This is a genomic window from Bradyrhizobium canariense (assembly GCF_019402665.1).
Taxonomy (GTDB): domain Bacteria; phylum Pseudomonadota; class Alphaproteobacteria; order Rhizobiales; family Xanthobacteraceae; genus Bradyrhizobium; species Bradyrhizobium canariense.
Genome location: NZ_VSST01000086.1, coordinates 151,137 through 168,263, shown reverse-complemented (window position 1 = coordinate 168,263; position 17,127 = coordinate 151,137). Strand labels below are relative to the sequence as shown.

Here is a 17,127-nt window from a genome sequence, read left to right as displayed (position 1 = left end):
CTGGTACGGCTTCGGGGTCGCCTTCGAGCCACAGAATTTCATGTGGTGTTTCGTCGGTGTTCTGGTTGGCAACATGGTCGGGGTCCTGCCAGGAATGGGGCCTCTCGCCACGATATCGGTGCTGCTCCCGCTAACGTTCGGCATTCCCCCGGTCGGCGCGATCTTGATGCTGTCAGGCGTCTTCTATGGAGCGCAATACGGCGGCGCGATTTGTTCCATCCTGCTCAACCTACCGTGCCATCCACCGCACGCGGTGACGTGCCTCGACGGATTTCCGCTGACGAAGCAGGGTCGAGGCGGCGCGGCACTCGGCATCACGGTACTGTCGTCGTTCGTAGGCGCCTCTTGGGGCATAGTGGAGATGATCTTTCTGGCGCCGGTGCTGGTGAAGGTCGCACTGGAGTTCGGTCCGACCGAGATTTGTTCACTGATGCTTCTGGGCCTGCTCGCCGGTTCGACGTTGGCGAAGGGCTCACCTCTCAAGGGTATTGCAATGACCTTGCTCGGCCTCTTCCTGGGAATCGTGGGAACGGATGTCGAGACTGGCACGGAGCGCTTCACGTTAGGCATTCCGAACCTCCTTGACGGCATCGAACTCGTCGGACTCGCACTCGGTCTATTTGGCATCGCCGAGTTCATGAAGAGCGTGAATCAATACTCCGACGTGAATACGCGCTATTCGAACGTCGGTCTGCGCGATCTGCGTCCATCACGCGACGAACTCCGCCGCTCTATTCCAGCGATGTTGCGGGGCACCATCATAGGAAGTCTTTGCTCGCTCATTCCGGGAACGGGACCGACGATCGCCTCCTTCATCTCCTACGCTGCGGAGAAAAAGGTCTCGAAAACGCCAGAGAAGTTCGGTACCGGGATGATCGAAGGCGTCGCCTGTCCAGAGGCGTCTACGCATTCGTCGGTGCAGGGCGACTTCATCCCGACAATGAGCCTCGGCATTCCCGGCGACGCTGTCATGGCCCTAATCCTTGGTGCACTGATGATCCAGGGCATCGTGCCCGGCCCCCAGTTGATCAAGGAGCATCCGGACATCTTCTGGGGCCTGATCGCAAGCTTCTGGATCGGCAACGTCATGCTGGTGCTTCTCAACGTCCCGCTAATCGGGCTGTGGGTGAAGCTCTTGATGATTCCCTACAAATATCTATATCCGAGCGCGCTGTTCTTCGTCGCGATCGGCGTCTACTCGACCAACAACGACATGTTCCAGGTCGGCGAGACTGTCGTCGTCGGGTTGGTCGGCTATCTGCTGCTGCTGCTTGATTTCCACCCGGCCTCGATCCTGCTCGGTTTCGTCTTGGGGCCGCGCCTGGAGGAGAACTTCCGCCGTTCGCTGCTGGTCTCGCGGGGCGACGCCATGATCTTCGTCGAGCGGCCGATCAGCGCGTTCTTTTTGCTCCTGTGCGTGGTGCTTCTGGCGGCGCAGATCTACGTGCGCTTGCGGAAACCGAAGGCGTTTGCTGTGCTGGACCTCCCGGAGAGCTCTGGTGCCGCGGTCACACGGCCCGCCGAGTAGGCTTCAACCGCTTCAAGATCCGCTTGCATCGCGGCCCGAACGCGCCACGGAGAATGTATTCCGAATCAACAAGGCGATGTGACGGTCGGGAAGCGCGGTCGTCAACAATGGGGAGTTCAACGTGAATAGGACTTGGAAGATATTGGCGTGGGCTCTCGAACCCCGACGCCTCGTCCTGTAGGTTCTTGCTAGCTGCGCGTATTTGGTATCGGGTCATTCCGACAAATGGAAATCCAATTGTGGGTTCAATGCACGTTCAAGAAGACGTTTGTCGGAATGGCCATTGATCTTACAGAGAAATCATACGCCTCTTAATCAGCGGCTCCGCCGGAATCGTGACTTTTACGTCGACACACGGGCATGCGTTGGACCGCGTAAGAACGGCGGCTTCTGGCGGGCTACCAAGGCGCGAGGTCGGGAGCTAAGCTGCCCTCCGGTAAGAGAACAGCGCCTCCACAGTAGTGGGTTTAACCATGTAGCGGTCTCCCGCTACCAACGGCTCCCCACCCGCGGCACGTTTCAGGAACGGCGCCCCTAAAAGCTCCTGTAAGTCGCCTCAACGGAAAACTGGTCGGCTCCGAGTGTCGGCGTCGATCACCGATTCATCGGGCCGTTCAGATCGGCAGGCAGCGCCTTGCGAACTGTTGCGCCGGTAACGGATGGAATGACCCTATTGGCACAGCAGTCGTTGAAGTGTGTCGGAGTTAGACTTGACTTGCTTCCGCTGGCTGGATCTAGCCCAAATTTGCTGGCGATGGACTGGACCGAGACTTGGTCGTGGCCAGGAAAAGCCGGGCAGGATCAAATCAGACGCAATGTCTCCACGAATATTGGAGGTCGCGGTGGAGTGTCACGGCTACGGTCTCTCAGCGTCGTCTTTGGGCTTTCTCGAGAGTCCCGCAGTTGCACGTGCGATGCGCTGGCAAGCATCTTCAAGTTCGACGGCGGAGGTCGCGTAGGAAATCCTGAAATACGGCGCAAGACCGAAAGCCGAACCAGGGATGACGGCAACGCCAACGGTGCGAAGAAGATATTCCGCGAAGTCCGTGTCGCTTTGCAGCGTTCGGCCGTCAGGCGTGATTTTTCCGATCAAGCCGGCGCAGCTCGCAAACGTGTAGAATGCGCCCTCGGGCACGCGGCAGGAGATGCCGTCGATCCCATTCAATGCGCCGACGACAAGGTCGCGGCGCTGTTGAAATGACCGGCAGCGCTCCCGGATGAAATCCTGCGGGCCGTTCAGGGCTTCGATCGCCGCAGCCTGGCTGACCGAGGATGGGCAGGAGGTCGATTGGCTCTGGACGACAGCCATGGCACGGATCAGGGGGCTTGGCCCAGCACCGTAGCCGATGCGCCAGCCGGTCATCGCGTAGGCTTTCGAAACGCCATTGACGGTCAGTGTTCGGCTGCGGAGAGCCGGTTCGATCGCCGCCGGCGTGACGAAACGAAAGCCGTCGTAGACGATATGCTCGTAGATATCATCGACCATCAGCCAGACGTGCGGATGCTTGATAAGCGCATCCAGGATCGGCCGATAGTCGGTTTCCGAATAGGCCGCGCCGGATGGATTGGACGGCGAGTTCAGCATGAGCCATCGCGTGCGAGGCGTGATGGCGCGTTCAAGATCGTCAGTCGAAAGCCGAAAGCCATTGGCCTCCGAACATGGCACCAGCACCGGCGTGCCGCCGACGATCGTGACGATGTCGGCGTAAGTCACCCAGAACGGCGCTGGGATGATGACCTCGTCGCCAGGGTTGATGGTGGCCATCATGGCGTTGAAAAGCACCTGCTTGGCACCAGCGGACACGGTGATCTCGTCCTGGGCGAATTCGAGCCCGTTATCGCGCTTGAACTTTGCACGAATGGCAGACTTGAGTTCCGGCGCGCCGTCCAAGGCGGTATACTTGGTCGCGCCGGCGCGCATCGCGCGCTCGGCTGCATCCTTGATAGAGTCCGGCGTATCGAAGTCAGGCTCGCCCGCACCGAGGATGATGACATCCCGGCCCTGGCGCTTCATCTCTGCAGCGAGCCCGCTGATCTTCAGGATCTCCGATACGCCGATCGACGAAAGGCGGTGGGAGAGGCGGAACAACGTCGGGCTGTGGAGGGGCGCGTTCATGCGTCTTCTCTTTATGCCACGTCGAACTTGACGCCTTGGGCGAGCGGCAGCGTCCGGCCAAAATTGATCGTATTCGTCGCGCGGCGCATGTAAGCCTTCCAGGAATCCGAGCCCGACTCTCGGCCGCCGCCGGTTTCCTTCTCCCCACCGAAGGCGCCGCCGATTTCGGCGCCGGATGGGCCGATATTGACGTTGGCGATGCCGCAATCCGATCCGGCCACCGATAGGAAAGCTTCTGCTTCGCGGAGATCGTTGGTGAAGATCGAGGACGAGAGTCCCTGCGGGACCGCGTTGTGCAGCTCAAGCACCGCATCGAAGTCACGATATTTGATCACGTAGAGAATGGGCGCGAAGGTCTCGTGCTCGACGGGGCCGACCTGTCCTGTGATCTCGACCAGCGACGGGCGAACATAATAGGCCTCATCAGTGCCGTCGAAGAGGATTCGCTCGCCGCCGAACACCGCGCCGCCCGCAGCGCGCGCCTCGGCCAGCGCTTTCTGCATCGATGCATACGCCGGTCCGTCGATCAGCGGGCCGACCAGGGTGCCGTCCTTGAGCGGGTCGCCGACGGTGACGCTCTCGTAGGCGCGCTTCAGACGCGGTACGAACCTGTCATAGACGCTCTCGTGCACGAAGAGGCGTCGCAGCGTCGTGCAGCGCTGACCTGCCGTGCCCATGGCGGCGAATGCGACCCCGCGCAAAGTCAGGTCGAGGTCGGCCGTTGGCGCGACAATTGCGGCGTTGTTGCCGCCCAGTTCGAGGATCGCGCGCGCAAAGCGTTTCGCCAGCCGCGGCCCGACGACACGCCCCATTGCCGTTGAGCCGGTCGCAGACACCAGAGGCACCTTGGCATGATCGACGAGGATTTCACCGATCTCGCGACCACCAAACAGAACGGCAGAAAGCGCTTCCGGCGCCCTGCCGCCCTCCGCTCTGAAGCGCTCGAGCGCGCGATCGAACAGCGCTTCCGTCGCAAGCGCCGTCAGTGGCGTTTTCTCGGACGGTTTCCAGACGATGCTATTGCCGCAGATCAACGCCAGTGCCGCGTTCCAGGACCATACGGCGACAGGGAAGTTGAACGCCGAGATGATTCCGGTGACGCCGAGCGGATGCCAGCTTTCCATCATTCGGTGCTCGCTTCGCTCCGTCGCGATGGTCAGGCCATAGAGCTGGCGTGACAGGCCCACCGCGAAGTCGCAGATATCGATCATTTCCTGGACCTCGCCGAGGCCCTCGGACGCAATCTTGCCGGCCTCGATGGACACGAGTCTGCCGAGCGCCTGCTTGTTGGCGCGCAACTCCTCGCCAAGAAGGCGGACGAGTTCGCCGCGTTTCGGGGCGGGAACAAGTCGCCATTCGAGGAAGGCGGCGTGCGCCTTGTCGATTGCCGTCCGTGCGTCGGCGGCATCGATCTCGTTCACGTGGCCCGTGATCTCGCCAGTGATCGGAGATCGTGCAATCAGCTTGCCGCCGGTGTAGCGGGTCCTCTTGACGTTAAGCTTGCTCAGGAGCTGGTCTGCCTCGCCGGCCAGGGATTTGGCAATACCCGTCGGAATTTGGCTCGTAATCGTCATGGTGGTTTCTCTTGGATAGTTGAAAGGGCGGGATCAGGCCGTTGCCTTGCGTGCGAGATGCGGCGAACCGAGTTGATTCATTGCCCGCTCGACAGAATCTCTTTCGGTCTCTGCGTATAGCGTCATTTCGTCCTGTACCTCGGCGCCAAGGGCGGCCTCGAACGCAGCCCGGTTCGAGCGTGCGGCGTAGTTCTGCTGCACGTCGGAGCCGAGATTCGACTGGAAGATTCCTGCCGCGCTGACGGGGAGGAAGTCCTCGTAGACGATCGGATCGTAACGCAAAAAGCCTTCAGCCACCAACTCGTCCAGGGAGGACGGCAGAGCCCGACGCTTGCCCGCCTCAACGCCTGCCGGCGTCGCCGAGTAGCGGAAGAAGGCGAGGCCTTGCGAACGCAGCGCCGCCCAATCGTCCGGGAAAGCCGTGAACGCCCCGGCGAGTCCGGCGTCGTAGTCGCCTGTGGTCGACCCTGCCGCACTGGCCTGCCGCACCGAGGCAAGCAATGCGTCGTAGAGCTCGCGGCCTCTCGGTGTGAGCGCAACGCCGCGCTGCTCGATCTCGCCAAAGCGTGCGGTATGCATTCCCTCAGCGCCTTTGCCATCTGTCTGCCGGAAGATGATCGGCTCTTCCAGCGCCTTGAAGCTGGTTTGGCGCAGCAGGATCGCGCAGTTGCGGCGCGGCGGACCTTCGATAACGGCCTTCGGCACGATGCCGCGTCGTGGCATCCCCGCCTGGACGGCGTCGATGTCGAGCGTGCGCGGTGTCAGATGGTTGATATGAGGGCCTTTGAAGCTCACCACGTCAGCTATCAACCGATGAGCATCATGCAGCTTTCGATAGACGTCGAGGCTCACTGTCGCTTCGCTGTGCCAGCGGAACGTTTCCAAGGCCTCGCAAACGAACTCCTCGGCTTGCGGGCGGGTCAGGCGACCGTCAGTCTCGAAAATGTTCACCAATTCGAGCGCCCGTGGCGTGAAAATCTGGCGCTCGGCAAGGATTTGTTCGGCCTGCCTGCGAAGCGCCTCGTCCTCGATAAGCTCGACGCGCAACAGTGAGGTGAAAACTCGGAACGGATTGCGGCGGAGTGCTGCATCTGCGATCGGCCGAAAGGCGGTGGAGTGGACGGGGACACCTGCGACCGACAGATCGTAATAGCCGACTGCATGCATGCCCATCACGGAGAAGACACGACGGATATTGAACAGCTCTTCGGCGCGCCCCAAGCGGATCGCGCCGTGACGCTCGACGCTCAACCGATCGAGTTCGTCGTTTCGTGCGAGGCTCGCACAAAGCTCATTGTGCTGCTGCAAGATCTCTCGATTGACGTCACTGACGAGCTCCAGGAGGGTTCCGTATTGCGGCACTTCGGCTCGGTACATTTCCGACATGGCGCGGGAAAACAGAGTGCGGATTTCGTCGGGATCCGCGTGCAGCGCTGTCATCAGTATCTCCATTGCCACAGAACGCGCCTGCGCCGGCGTGCCTGGTCCGACGGCATATTCATGCGATTTAGTTATGATCGTCGAGATTAGACTTGCGGAATGAGCCGATTCAATCAATGTTTTCTCACTAGATCATTCTGAAATGGAATGAGTATGCAAACGCCTCGTCGCTTCCTTCCCTCCACCGCCGTATTAGCGGCGTTCGAGTCCGCCGCTCGGACCGGCAGCATGACCTTGGCTGCGCGTGAGCTCAGCCTGACGCAAAGTGCTGTCAGCCGTCAGATCAAGATTCTCGAGAAGCAGCTCGAGGTCGAACTGTTCGTCCGCGAGCGACAGACCATTCGACTGACTGCCGTCGGCGACGTCTATGCGCGCGAGGTCCGCGAAGCGCTGCACAAGATCAGCGCCGCCTCCGTCAATCTTCACGCGAATCCGAGCGGGGGCATGCTCAATCTCGCCATCCTGCCGACATTCGGTACGCGCTGGCTCGCGCCGCGCCTGCCCAGGTTCCTGGCGGCCAATCCCGGGATCACGATCAATCTTGCGACGCGCTTGTCCTACTTCGATTTCCGTGCGGAAGCACTGGATGCCGCGATTCATTTCGGTCGGCCGGAGTGGCCAGGTGCAGAGATGGTGCTGTTGCGATCCGAGGAGGTGGTTCCTGCCTGTAGTCCCGCACTGAAACGGCAACACGGCTTCCGTGCGGCGGGCGACTTCAAGCAGGCTCCGCTGCTCAGCATCTCCACCCGCCCTCAGGCCTGGGATCGTTGGTTTTCGCTTCACGATGTGCCTGGCAGAACCTTTCAGGGGATGGTGTTCGACCAATTCGCGACTGTGGCCCAGGCTGCGATTGCCGGCGTCGGCGTGGCGCTGCTCCCGACGTTCCTGATCCAGGACGAGTTGGCGAGCCGCAAGCTGGTTCGCGCCATCAATCTGCCGATGAAGAGTCCTGAGCAATACTACCTCGTCTGGCCCTCCGAACGCGCGACGTATCCGCCGCTCCTGGCTTTCCGGGTGTGGCTGGTGGCGGAGACCGCACCCGACCGGTGAGCGGGATACGGTGGACTTGGGTTGGCAAAATGCAATAATTCCCCATCGTTTTGTCGAAAAACAATCAATCCGAAGGGACAAAAATGGCCCGCCCAGCCGACGCCAGGAAGGACCAGGATCTCATCAACATCCTGATTGCGAACGCGCGGACCTCTGTCGCCGATATCGCCAAGGCGCTCGGCGTGTCCCGCGCGACCGCGCAGGGGCGAATGGCAAGGCTGGAGAAGCAGGGAACGATCGCCGGCTACACCGCCATTCTAGGCAAGGAAGATCATGTTACGGCGATCTCGGCGATTATCCTGATTGAGCTTGAAGTCAGGCAGCAGGGCAATGTCATTGCAGCGCTGCGTAAGCGAGCCGAAGTGGTCAATTGCTATACGCTGAGCGGCCCGTTTGATCTCTTTGTGAAGATCAATTGCGCGACCTCCGTTCATCTCGACGAAGTCATCGACTGGATCGCCGAGATGGATGGCGTCAGGCGCACCACCTCGTCGGTTCTGCTCGCCCGAAAATTCGAGAGGTGAGCAGAAGCTAGGCGAAGGCCGCCTCCGAGACGATCGGCACGCCACATTCATGTGCAAAATTTCTCATTTCCCATCGAAGCGAAGGTTAAGCCAGCGGAATGTAACAATATTATTCCTATAGCCGGCGGTTTGGATATTTATGTCGCGCCTATGCTCCTGGATAAGAAAACAAGATCAAGGAGCGTTCGGAATGAATGGTGCAACTGCCCTCGTGAGCATGCTGTCTGGATACGGCGTTGATGTCATTTTTGGCGTTCCCGGCGACACGAATGTTGCGCTCTACGAGGCATTGAGGACGGTCAAGGACGCCCCGCGTCATATCCTGTGCCGTGACGAACGCTCAGCCGTGTTTATGGCGGACTGCTACGCACGTCTTTCGGGCAAGCCGGGGATCGCGGAGGTGCCGAGCGGTGCCGGCGCGCTCTATGGTCTGCCGGGCGTGGCCGAAGCCAACAAATCCTCGGTGCCATTGATCCTCCTCGTCAACGACATCCCGCAGCCTGGTGTTGGGCGCGGCACCTTAACCGAATTGCCCATCGAGGAACTGTTCAAGCCGCTCTGCAAGCGCGCTGAGACGTTGGGTCACGTCGGGAAGTTGCCCGAGGTCGTACGTCGTGCCTTCCGCGAGGCGACCGGCGGTCGTCCGGGGGCTGTCGTGCTCGCGCTGCCCGAGGACCTTCTCTACCAGGACATGCCGGGAGAGGCGGTGTCGCTGCATGTCGAGCCGCAGTGCCGACAGGCGCCATCCTATCGGAGCAGGCCGCCGGATTGCGACCTCGACGCGGCAATCGACGCCATTCTCACCGCCGAGCGCCCGCTGATCGTCGCCGGTGGTGGTGCCAATCGGTCCGGCGCGGCAGCTTCCATCACCGCGCTTGCTGAACGGCTCGACATTCCCGTCGTCACCACGATCACCGGGCAAGGAGTCATTCGCGATGACCACAAGCTCGGCATTGGCATCATCGGCGACAACGGCTTCCACCCGCATGCGGTGTGGGCGCTCGGACGCGCTGACTTCGTGATCTATGTGGGCTGTCGCATGGGTTCGGTCGCCACCATGAATTGGCAATGGCCGGTCCCGAACGGAGAGACACGAATCATTCAGGTCGATCTCGAACCGGAAGTCATCGGCAACACCTATGCCATTGATTTTCCGCTCGTGGGTGATGTCCGCGCGGTCGTCGATGCACTACTCGCCAAGGTCCCCGCGGATCGCGCGCCGTCCGCGGCGGAATGGGTCGCTGAAATCAACGGCCGCCGTGCGGAGTTCTGGGATGTGATGGCGCCGCAACTGGAGAGCGACGAGGTACCGCTGCGCCCGGAACGGGTCATTGAAACGCTCAACCGCTGCCTACCGATGCCCTGCAACGTGGTGTCGGACGCCGGTACGCCGACCCCTTACGCGACGCGCTTCCTCCGGTTACGCGATCCGCAGTCCAGGCTCGTGATCCCGCGCTTCTATGGTGGATTGGGCTATGCCATTCCGGCCGTCGTCGGGGCCTATTTCGCTGCCCCGCATCTGAGGCCCGTGGGTCTGTTCGGCGATGGCTCGCTCGGCATGTCCGCCGGTGAACTCGAGACGCTCTCGCGCCTGCAGATCCCGGCCGTGCTGATCCACTTCAACAATGCCTGCTTCGGCTGGATCAAGGCGCTGCAGCGGGTCGTCGACCGCGATCATGCCCGCAAGGCTTCCGCGCGCGGTAGCCGGGACGCGGCGACCAATGATCCGACGTTCAGCGTCGATTTCGGCAAGTACGACATGAGCAAGCTCGCGGACGTCTACGGGATTCGCAGCTTCCGGGTCGAGACGCCGGCGCAACTGGAGGCGGCTCTGAGCGAGGCTTTCGCGCTGAGCGAGCCGGTCTTCATCGATGTCGTGGTCGAATCCATCGCCGATCGTCTGCCGCCGGTGTTCTCATGGCTGAAAAAGGTGGGCGCCGATCCGGCGGCCGTCGGCGTCCAGGCTGCGCTCTAGAGAGGTTTCAACATGGCTCATCCGTCGAAAAACATCGCTGTCCTTGGTGCCGGGCAAATCGGCGCCGTTATCGCCGGGATGCTGGCGGCGCACGGGCACAAAGTCACATTGGCTGACGCTTCAGAGGCGCAACTCGCCTTGAGTGCCGGCCTAACCTTCGCTACCAAGGTCGTGGATGCCGGAGACCTTAACGCGGTGCGCGGCTTCCTGAATGATCAGGATATCGTCGTCAGCGCCTGTCCGTATTTTCTTAACCAGGGTATCGCACGGGTCGCTGTGGAAACGGGAACACACTATTTCGACCTGACCGAGGACGTGGCGACGACGACGTACATCAAGGAGATCGCGGCCGGCGCCGACGTGATGTTGGCGCCGCAGTGCGGCTTGGCGCCGGGCTTCATCTGTGTGCTCGGGGCCGACATGGCGGCGCGCTTCGACACCGTGAAGACCATCAAGATGCGCGTCGGTGCGTTGCCGCTCTACCCGACCAATGCCTTGCGCTACAACGTCACCTGGTCCATCGACGGCTTGATCAATGAGTATTGTAACCCGTGCGAGATCGTCTACGACGGCAAGTCGATATCGGTGCCGGCGCTCGAGGGCGTCGAGAGCGTCATGATTGATGGCGTCGCCTACGAGGCCTTCAACACCTCCGGCGGCCTCGGCACGCTGACTGAGACGCTGGCCGGCAAGGTGCGCGACATGAGCTACAAGACGCTGCGCTATCCCGGCCACGCCGAGATCATGAAGCTTCTGCTACAAGGGCTGGGGCTCGCCGACGACCGCGATACCATGCGCCGCATTCTCAACCGCGCTGCGCCGTTCACGCGCAAGGATGTCGTGGTGATCTTCGTCACCGGCATCGGCGAACGCAACGGCCGCATGGAGGAGGACAGCATCGTGCTGCGCTATGATGGACGGCCGGAACTCGGCGCGATCCAGCTGACCACGGCGGCTGGCTGCGTCGCCATGGTCGAGCTCTTCCTGTCGGGCAAGCTTCCGGCAAAGGGCTTCGTGCGGCAGGAGGATGCGAGCCTGTCCGATTTTCTGTCCACGCGCGAAGGCGGCAGGCTGGCCAGGGAGGCACGCAGCTCCGAGACCAGTGACTTTGCCATTCAGTTCGCTACCAAGAGGGCTGCGTAAGTGCTTTGAGCCGGGGGGCAGAATTCCGCAGCATCACGGTTTGAGGAATTCAACAAGAGGGGAAGTTTGATATGGTCAGTCGTCGTGAAATCGGATCGCTGGTTGGGCTTGGCGCTACGGCTGCGGCAATCGCCGCCGGCTCCGCCGTGTCCCAGGCCGTTGCCCAGGCACAACCTCCGGCGGAGAGCACTTTCGCGCAGATTCGCAGGACCAAGAAACTTCGCATTGCCGGGATTGTCGGCACCGAGCCCTATTACCATAAGGATATTGCGACCGGACAATGGTCGGGCTTTTGCGTAAGCATGGCGACAGACCTCGCAAAGGCGCTGGAGGCCGAGGTCGAGATCATCGAATCGACCTGGGGCAACTCGGTTCTGGATCTCCAGGCCAACAAGATCGACATCATGTTCGGCCTCAGCCCGACGCCGTCGCGCGCCTTGATCCTCGAGTTCACCCGCCCGATCCTGAACAACACCTTCACGATCATCGCCAAGTCGGGCTTTGAGCCGAAATCGTGGGAAGACCTCAACAAGCCGGAAGTGCGGGTTGCTGTGGATATCGGCTCCACCCATGATCTCTACGCGCGGCGAATCCTGCCCAAGGCGACGCTGGTTGCGCTCAAGACTCCCGACGACGCCGTGCTGGCGGTGCAGTCGGGGCGGGCGGATTGCCTGATCCAGGTCGCGATGCTCTCGCTGGTGACGGTCAAGAAGAACGCGAAGGTCGGCAAGGTCATCATCCCGACGCCGATTGCCTCACAGCCGACTTGCTGCGGCGTGCGCGTGGACGCCGATACCCGCTTTCGGACCTATGTGGACAACTGGCTGGAATATAACCGCTCCCTCGGCGCCTTGCGCGAGTGGATCCTGTCGAGCCTCTCGCTGGTCAATATCGGCGAGCAGGATGTTCCTCCCGGTCTCCAGTTTTGACCCCATCGATCGAACTGCCCGCGTCTTCGTGTGACGCGGGCAGTTTTTTATCAGGAAGGCAGCTGGGTTAGGGTCAACCGAAGATTAGCGTGTTGGGGGATATTGGATCGATGCAATCTGGGCGAAATCCTCCGCTGGGCGTCATCATGCTCGACCTGGCGATCGATCGCCCGCCGGGCGATGTGGGCCATCCGGCGAGTTGGCCCTTTGACGTCATCTTCAGGACCGTTGCGGGCGCGACCGCGCGAAAGATCGTGGATGGAGACGACGCGGATCTGATCGACGCATTCGTCGCTGCCGGTGATGAGTTGCATGCCGAGGGCGCCGTCGGTCTGACGACATCGTGCGGATTTCTCGCGGCGCGCCAGCGCGAGCTCGCCGCACGGATGAAGCTTCCGTTGGCGACGTCAAGCCTGTTGCAACTGCCGATGGTCGAGCACTGCCTTTCGGCTGGTCGCCGTGCCGGCGTCATCACCTACGATGCGAAGGCATTGACGGACCGGCATTTTACAGAAGTCGGCGCGGATCCGAAGACGCCACGTGCCGGGCTGCCCGTGAATGGCAGCCTGCGCGCGCACATCGAGGGTGGTCGCCCTTACGACCGGAACGGAGTGGCACGCGACGTGCACGCCGCGGTCCGCACGCTGCTGTCCGCAAATCCAGATATCGGCGCGGTCATTTTCGAATGCACCAATCTTCCGCCGTTCTCGGATGAGGTGTCGCGTGCATTCGGACTGCCGGTCTACGACATCATCACGCTCGGGCGCTGGTTCTATTCGGGGTTGACCCAGACCGCCTATTCGCAATCGATTGACATGGGATAGGTGCGATGCATTACGAATGGAGTTTCGGCTTTCTCCTACAGTACAGCCGGCTCATCGCTGTCGGCACCGCCTATACGATCAGCTTTACGGTCGCCACCGCGGTGACCGGATTTGCGGTCGGATGCGTGGTGGCGATCGCCAGCCTGTCCAATGTGAGGTTTATCTCCGCGCCGCTTGTGATGCTTGTCGAGGTTTTTCGCTGCACGCCGGTGTTGGTTCAACTGGTGTGGATCTACTACGCGCTTCCGGTCCTGATCGGGATCGAACTCTCGCCTGCGGTGGCGGCGTTCATCGCTCTTAGCTTCTACGCCGGAGCCTTCTATTCGGAGATCATTCGGGGCGGGATCGCGTCGATCGATCCGGGACAGTGGGATGCCGGCCGCGCGCTGGGGATGCGCCGCTTCGAACTGATGAAGCGCATCGTGATGCCGCAGGCGTTGAAGCGCATGATTCCGCCGCTGGTCAACCAGGCCGTCCTTCAGCTGAAGAACACCTCGCTTCTCTCGGTTCTGGCGGTGCCGGATCTGCTTTACCAGGGGCAACTCATCACGTCTGCGACCTACCGACCACTGGAAACCTACACGATGATTGCGGTCATCTACTTCATCATACTGTTCCCGATGACTCGTGTCGCCCGCATGCTCGAAACGCGGCTCGCGCGGTGAAGCCCGGCGATGTCCATCAAAGAGGGGAATGGTTCTGTGCCTGACAACGCGATGATCGAACTGGTTCACGTGAAAAAATCCTTCGGGCCCGTCAGCGTTCTGAAGGACATATCGCTGCGCGTACCCCGCGGCGGTGTGCTCGCGCTCATCGGACCCAGCGGATCGGGCAAGTCCACGCTGCTGCGATGTCTCAATCTGTTGACGATCCCGGAAAGCGGTGCCATCCGGGTCGGCGAAAGCACCATGGACTTCACGAACGGGCACAAATTGCCCCGCGACAAAGAGCTGGCGGCATTCCGCGCGCGCACCGGCATGGTGTTCCAGAATTTCAACCTCTTCCCACACATGTCCGCGCTTCAAAACGTGATGGAAGGTCCAGTCACGGTTCTGAAGATCCCGCCGGAGATGGCGCGCGATACGGCACTCGGATTGCTGGACAAGGTTGGATTGAGGGACAAGGCGGACGTGGCTCCGGACAAGCTGTCGGGCGGCCAAAAGCAGCGCGTGGCCATCGCGCGCGCGTTGGCGATGAGGCCGCAAGTGATGCTGTTCGACGAAGCGACGTCTGCGCTCGACCCCGAACTGGTCGGAGAGGTCTTGGCGGTGGTCCGCCAGCTCGCGGCCGACGGAATGACCATGGTGCTCGTGACCCACGAAATGGCGTTCGCGCGTGAGGTCGCCGACACCGTTGTCTTCATGCGCGACGGCATCGTCGTGGAGGAGGGACCGGCGCGACAGGTCATCGATACGCCGCGCCAGCCTGCGACGCGGTCTTTCCTCAGTCACTTCCATAGCAGCGGCCTCCCGGCGGCTGCCGCTAACGGATGACCGGCTGACGGCTGGGACTGGGTCTTTGAATGGAACATGACAAGACGTTGCGCATCGCGGTGATCGGCGCCGGCATCGTCGGCGCTGCGACGGCGTGGGAGCTGATCAAGGACGGACACGACGTCACGCTGATCGAGCCGGAAGAGCCGGGCGGGCGGCAGGCGGCAAGCTATGGCAACGGAGCCTGGATCAGCCCCGCCTCGATCATACCGATGTCGATGCCCGGCCTGTGGCGCAAGTTGCCTGGCTATTTGCTCGACGCCAACGGGCCGCTTGTCCTTCGCTGGACGGCCTTACCCACAATGGCTCCGTGGTTGCTGCGCTTCCTCGCGGCAGGATGGACCGTCGAGAAGGTCGAGCACACGGCACGCCTGCTCGCGTCGATCCTGCGCGACAGTCCGCAGCGCCATGTTGTCCTGTCGAATGAAATAGGCAAGCCGGACTACATCCGCCGCACGGGTCTGCTCTATGCCTATCCTGATCGGGAGGCTTTCGGTGATGACGCGCTCGCTTGGCGGCTTCGCAAGGAGAACGGGCTGCGATGGGTCGAGCTCGACGCTGGCGAGCTGCGTCGCCGTGAGCCGGATTTGAGCCCCGCCTATCGCTTCGGTGCTTTCGTCGAGGAGGGCGCCTATTGTACCGACCCGGGCGCCTATGTGGCGGCGATCGTGGACGCTGCGCGCATGCGAGGCGCTGTCCTTCGTCAGGCGCGCGCGACGAGCTTTGCCGTGAGGAATGGTCGTCTTGAAGCGGTGACGACCGACCAAGGCTGGATCGGTTGCGATCGCGCGGTGATCTGCGCGGGGATCTGGTCCAAGGCGCTGACCGAGGCCGCGGGTGATCGAGTTTTGCTCGCGAGCGAGCGCGGCTATCACGGCGTCATTGCATCTCCCGCCGCGGGCCCGCGGATTCCGATTATGCCGAGCGATGGAAGAATGGCCAACACGCCGACGCCCGCCGGTTTGCGGCTCTCCGGACAGGTTGAGCTCGCGCACGTCGGCGCCGAGCCGGACTGGGCCCGCGTTGAGATTCTTGTTCGGCATGCGCTGACGACCTACCCCGGTCTTGGAGCACGCGCGGGCCTGACGGTTGATCGCTGGATGGGGCATCGGCCTTCGACGCCGGACGGACGTCCCGTCATCGGCGTAGCCTCGGCCTCACCGGATATCGTCCACGCGTTCGGCCACGGACATGTCGGCCTAGCATCGGGCCCGATCACAGGCCGGATCGTGGCCGATCTCATTGCGGGCAGGGATGGCGGCATCAATGTCCGGCCGTTCGCCATATCGCGATTTGCCTGATCGGTCCGACAATTTGAGAGCGGAGAGATCGATGGAACTGCTCCGGGGGCGCCCCTTCGAAGAGAAAATTCCGAAATAGTGAGCATTGCAATGTAGCGGACCACCGACTCGAGCTGGCCCGAATAGCGGACACCGGTCAATTGCGAAATATTGACGGGTTGGTCGGAGCGGCCGTGCCTGTCCGGCAAGGCCGTCGTCCTTCGTCAACGGCTACAAGCTCTATGTCGATGGCGGGATCACCACCAGTCTCTAGACGTTGCCGCATGCAGCCGTCGCCCTCATCAGCCAGAAGCGGCAGAGTTGCGTCGATCCGAGGAGAGGGCGAGCTGTCGACAAGTCCAGTTCGCCCTGAACACTCTAGGGAATGGGCGTGAATTTCAGCTCGCCAAGCGGCGCGACCTTGTCGGTGCGTACCATCTTGTATTCCGTGGCGGCGCCGAGCCATTTTTCCCAGATCTGATTGATCTCGCCGCTCTTGTCGAGTGCCGCGAGGGATTCGTTGACCTTTGCGAGAAGGGCCGGCTCGCCCTTTTTCATGCCGATGCCGATCGGCTGAAGGATCATGGGTTCGTCGATCATTTTCAGCTGGGCGTTCGCGTTCTTGGACTCGTTGACTAGCTTGGTTATCGTCATCGTGTTGGCGACCATTCCGACCGCCTTGTTCTGCTGAACCGCCATGAAAGCCGAGCCGGTATCCTGGAAAGTGAGAGGATCAGAGCCGTTGAGCTTGATCGACAACTCGGAAGTCGATCCCTTGGTCGACGAAAGCCGCTTGCCCGTGAAGTCTGCCTTCTTGGTGCCGGGGTCGCTGGCTTTGACGGCCAGCATTTCCTTCGCGATGTAATAGGGATCGCTGAACTGGATCTGTTCTGCGCGGCTAAGGGTATATGCAAGGTTGGCAACGGTGATGTCCACGTGCCCCAATTTCACCTCAGGCACGCGCGCATCGACCGACAACGGCGTGATCTTGGCGACGACGCCGAGAGACTTCGCAATCGCGCCGCATAAGTCGACATCGAAGCCAACCATCTCTCGGGTCTTGGAATCCGGCGCGGCGAACGGAGGCACGTCAGCAAATGTTCCGCAACGCAACTCCTTGCGCTGAATAATGTCCTGTAATTGGTCGGCACGGGCGGCGAAGATTGTCGAGAGGCTGGCAACAACAAGAACGAAATGACTTGCGAAGCTTCTGGCTGACATGATCGGACTCCTGGTCGACGGATGATAGCG

At 61.5% G+C, this 17,127-nt stretch carries 14 protein-coding genes and 1 pseudogene; 11 read left to right on the top strand and 4 right to left on the bottom strand.

Annotation, left to right across the window (positions count from 1 at the left end; genetic code table 11):
* Positions 1-1,528, top strand: a 1,528-nt coding sequence (locus FXB41_RS36650; RefSeq protein WP_219685240.1) for a tripartite tricarboxylate transporter permease, incomplete at its 5' end; no start/stop codon positions are given.
* Between the two features lie 856 nt (positions 1,529-2,384).
* On the opposite strand, the gene FXB41_RS36645 is transcribed toward FXB41_RS36650, so the two are convergent.
* From FXB41_RS36645 to hglS, 3 genes are read right to left on the bottom strand one after another with little or no spacing between them, the layout of a single operon-like run.
* Positions 2,385-3,644, bottom strand: a complete 1,260-nt coding sequence (locus tag FXB41_RS36645; protein WP_219685239.1) for a pyridoxal phosphate-dependent aminotransferase — start codon at positions 3,642-3,644, stop codon at positions 2,385-2,387.
* Between the two features lie 11 nt (positions 3,645-3,655).
* Positions 3,656-5,218, bottom strand: a complete 1,563-nt coding sequence (gene amaB, locus FXB41_RS36640) for an L-piperidine-6-carboxylate dehydrogenase (RefSeq protein ID WP_219685238.1) — start codon at positions 5,216-5,218, stop codon at positions 3,656-3,658.
* A gap of 33 nt (positions 5,219-5,251) precedes the next feature.
* Complete coding sequence (gene hglS, locus FXB41_RS36635) at positions 5,252-6,658, bottom strand: 2-oxoadipate dioxygenase/decarboxylase HglS (protein WP_219685237.1); 1,407 nt, start codon at positions 6,656-6,658, stop codon at positions 5,252-5,254.
* Positions 6,659-6,811: 153 nt separating this feature from the next.
* Here hglS and FXB41_RS36630 point away from each other — a divergent pair, with 153 nt between their 5' ends.
* From FXB41_RS36630 to FXB41_RS42205, 10 genes and pseudogenes are all read left to right on the top strand, one after another.
* On the top strand, positions 6,812-7,708 hold the full coding sequence (locus FXB41_RS36630; protein WP_219685236.1) for a LysR family transcriptional regulator: 897 nt from the start codon (positions 6,812-6,814) through the stop codon (positions 7,706-7,708).
* Positions 7,709-7,791: 83 nt separating this feature from the next.
* Positions 7,792-8,232 (top strand): Lrp/AsnC family transcriptional regulator, encoded by a 441-nt coding sequence (locus FXB41_RS36625; protein ID WP_219685235.1) that lies wholly within the window; start codon positions 7,792-7,794, stop codon positions 8,230-8,232.
* A 139-nt stretch (positions 8,233-8,371) separates the two neighbouring features.
* Complete coding sequence (locus FXB41_RS36620) at positions 8,372-10,207, top strand: thiamine pyrophosphate-binding protein (RefSeq protein ID WP_246649471.1); 1,836 nt, start codon at positions 8,372-8,374, stop codon at positions 10,205-10,207.
* Between the two features lie 12 nt (positions 10,208-10,219).
* Positions 10,220-11,350 (top strand): saccharopine dehydrogenase family protein, encoded by a 1,131-nt coding sequence (locus tag FXB41_RS36615; RefSeq protein ID WP_219685234.1) that lies wholly within the window; start codon positions 10,220-10,222, stop codon positions 11,348-11,350.
* 71 nt (positions 11,351-11,421) lie between these two features.
* On the top strand, positions 11,422-12,279 hold the full coding sequence (locus FXB41_RS36610) for a transporter substrate-binding domain-containing protein (protein ID WP_219685233.1): 858 nt from the start codon (positions 11,422-11,424) through the stop codon (positions 12,277-12,279).
* Between the two features lie 110 nt (positions 12,280-12,389).
* Positions 12,390-13,103, top strand: a complete 714-nt coding sequence (locus tag FXB41_RS36605) for an aspartate/glutamate racemase family protein (RefSeq protein WP_219685232.1) — start codon at positions 12,390-12,392, stop codon at positions 13,101-13,103.
* Positions 13,104-13,108: 5 nt separating this feature from the next.
* Positions 13,109-13,768, top strand: a complete 660-nt coding sequence (locus FXB41_RS36600) for an amino acid ABC transporter permease (protein ID WP_219685231.1) — start codon at positions 13,109-13,111, stop codon at positions 13,766-13,768.
* Positions 13,769-13,777: 9 nt separating this feature from the next.
* Complete coding sequence (locus tag FXB41_RS36595) at positions 13,778-14,596, top strand: amino acid ABC transporter ATP-binding protein (RefSeq protein ID WP_283843502.1); 819 nt, start codon at positions 13,778-13,780, stop codon at positions 14,594-14,596.
* A gap of 29 nt (positions 14,597-14,625) precedes the next feature.
* Entirely contained in the window at positions 14,626-15,897 is a 1,272-nt protein-coding gene (locus FXB41_RS36590) for an NAD(P)/FAD-dependent oxidoreductase (RefSeq protein WP_219685230.1), read from the top strand.
* 155 nt (positions 15,898-16,052) lie between these two features.
* Positions 16,053-16,150: pseudogene (locus FXB41_RS42205) on the top strand (gluconate 5-dehydrogenase); the annotation flags it as partial.
* A gap of 104 nt (positions 16,151-16,254) precedes the next feature.
* Here FXB41_RS42205 and FXB41_RS36585 read toward each other — a convergent pair.
* Positions 16,255-17,097 carry an ABC transporter substrate-binding protein gene (locus FXB41_RS36585; protein WP_219685229.1) on the bottom strand — a complete coding sequence of 281 codons (843 nt, stop codon included), beginning with the start codon at positions 17,095-17,097 and terminating at the stop codon, positions 16,255-16,257.
* Between the last annotated feature and the right edge of the window lie 30 nt (positions 17,098-17,127).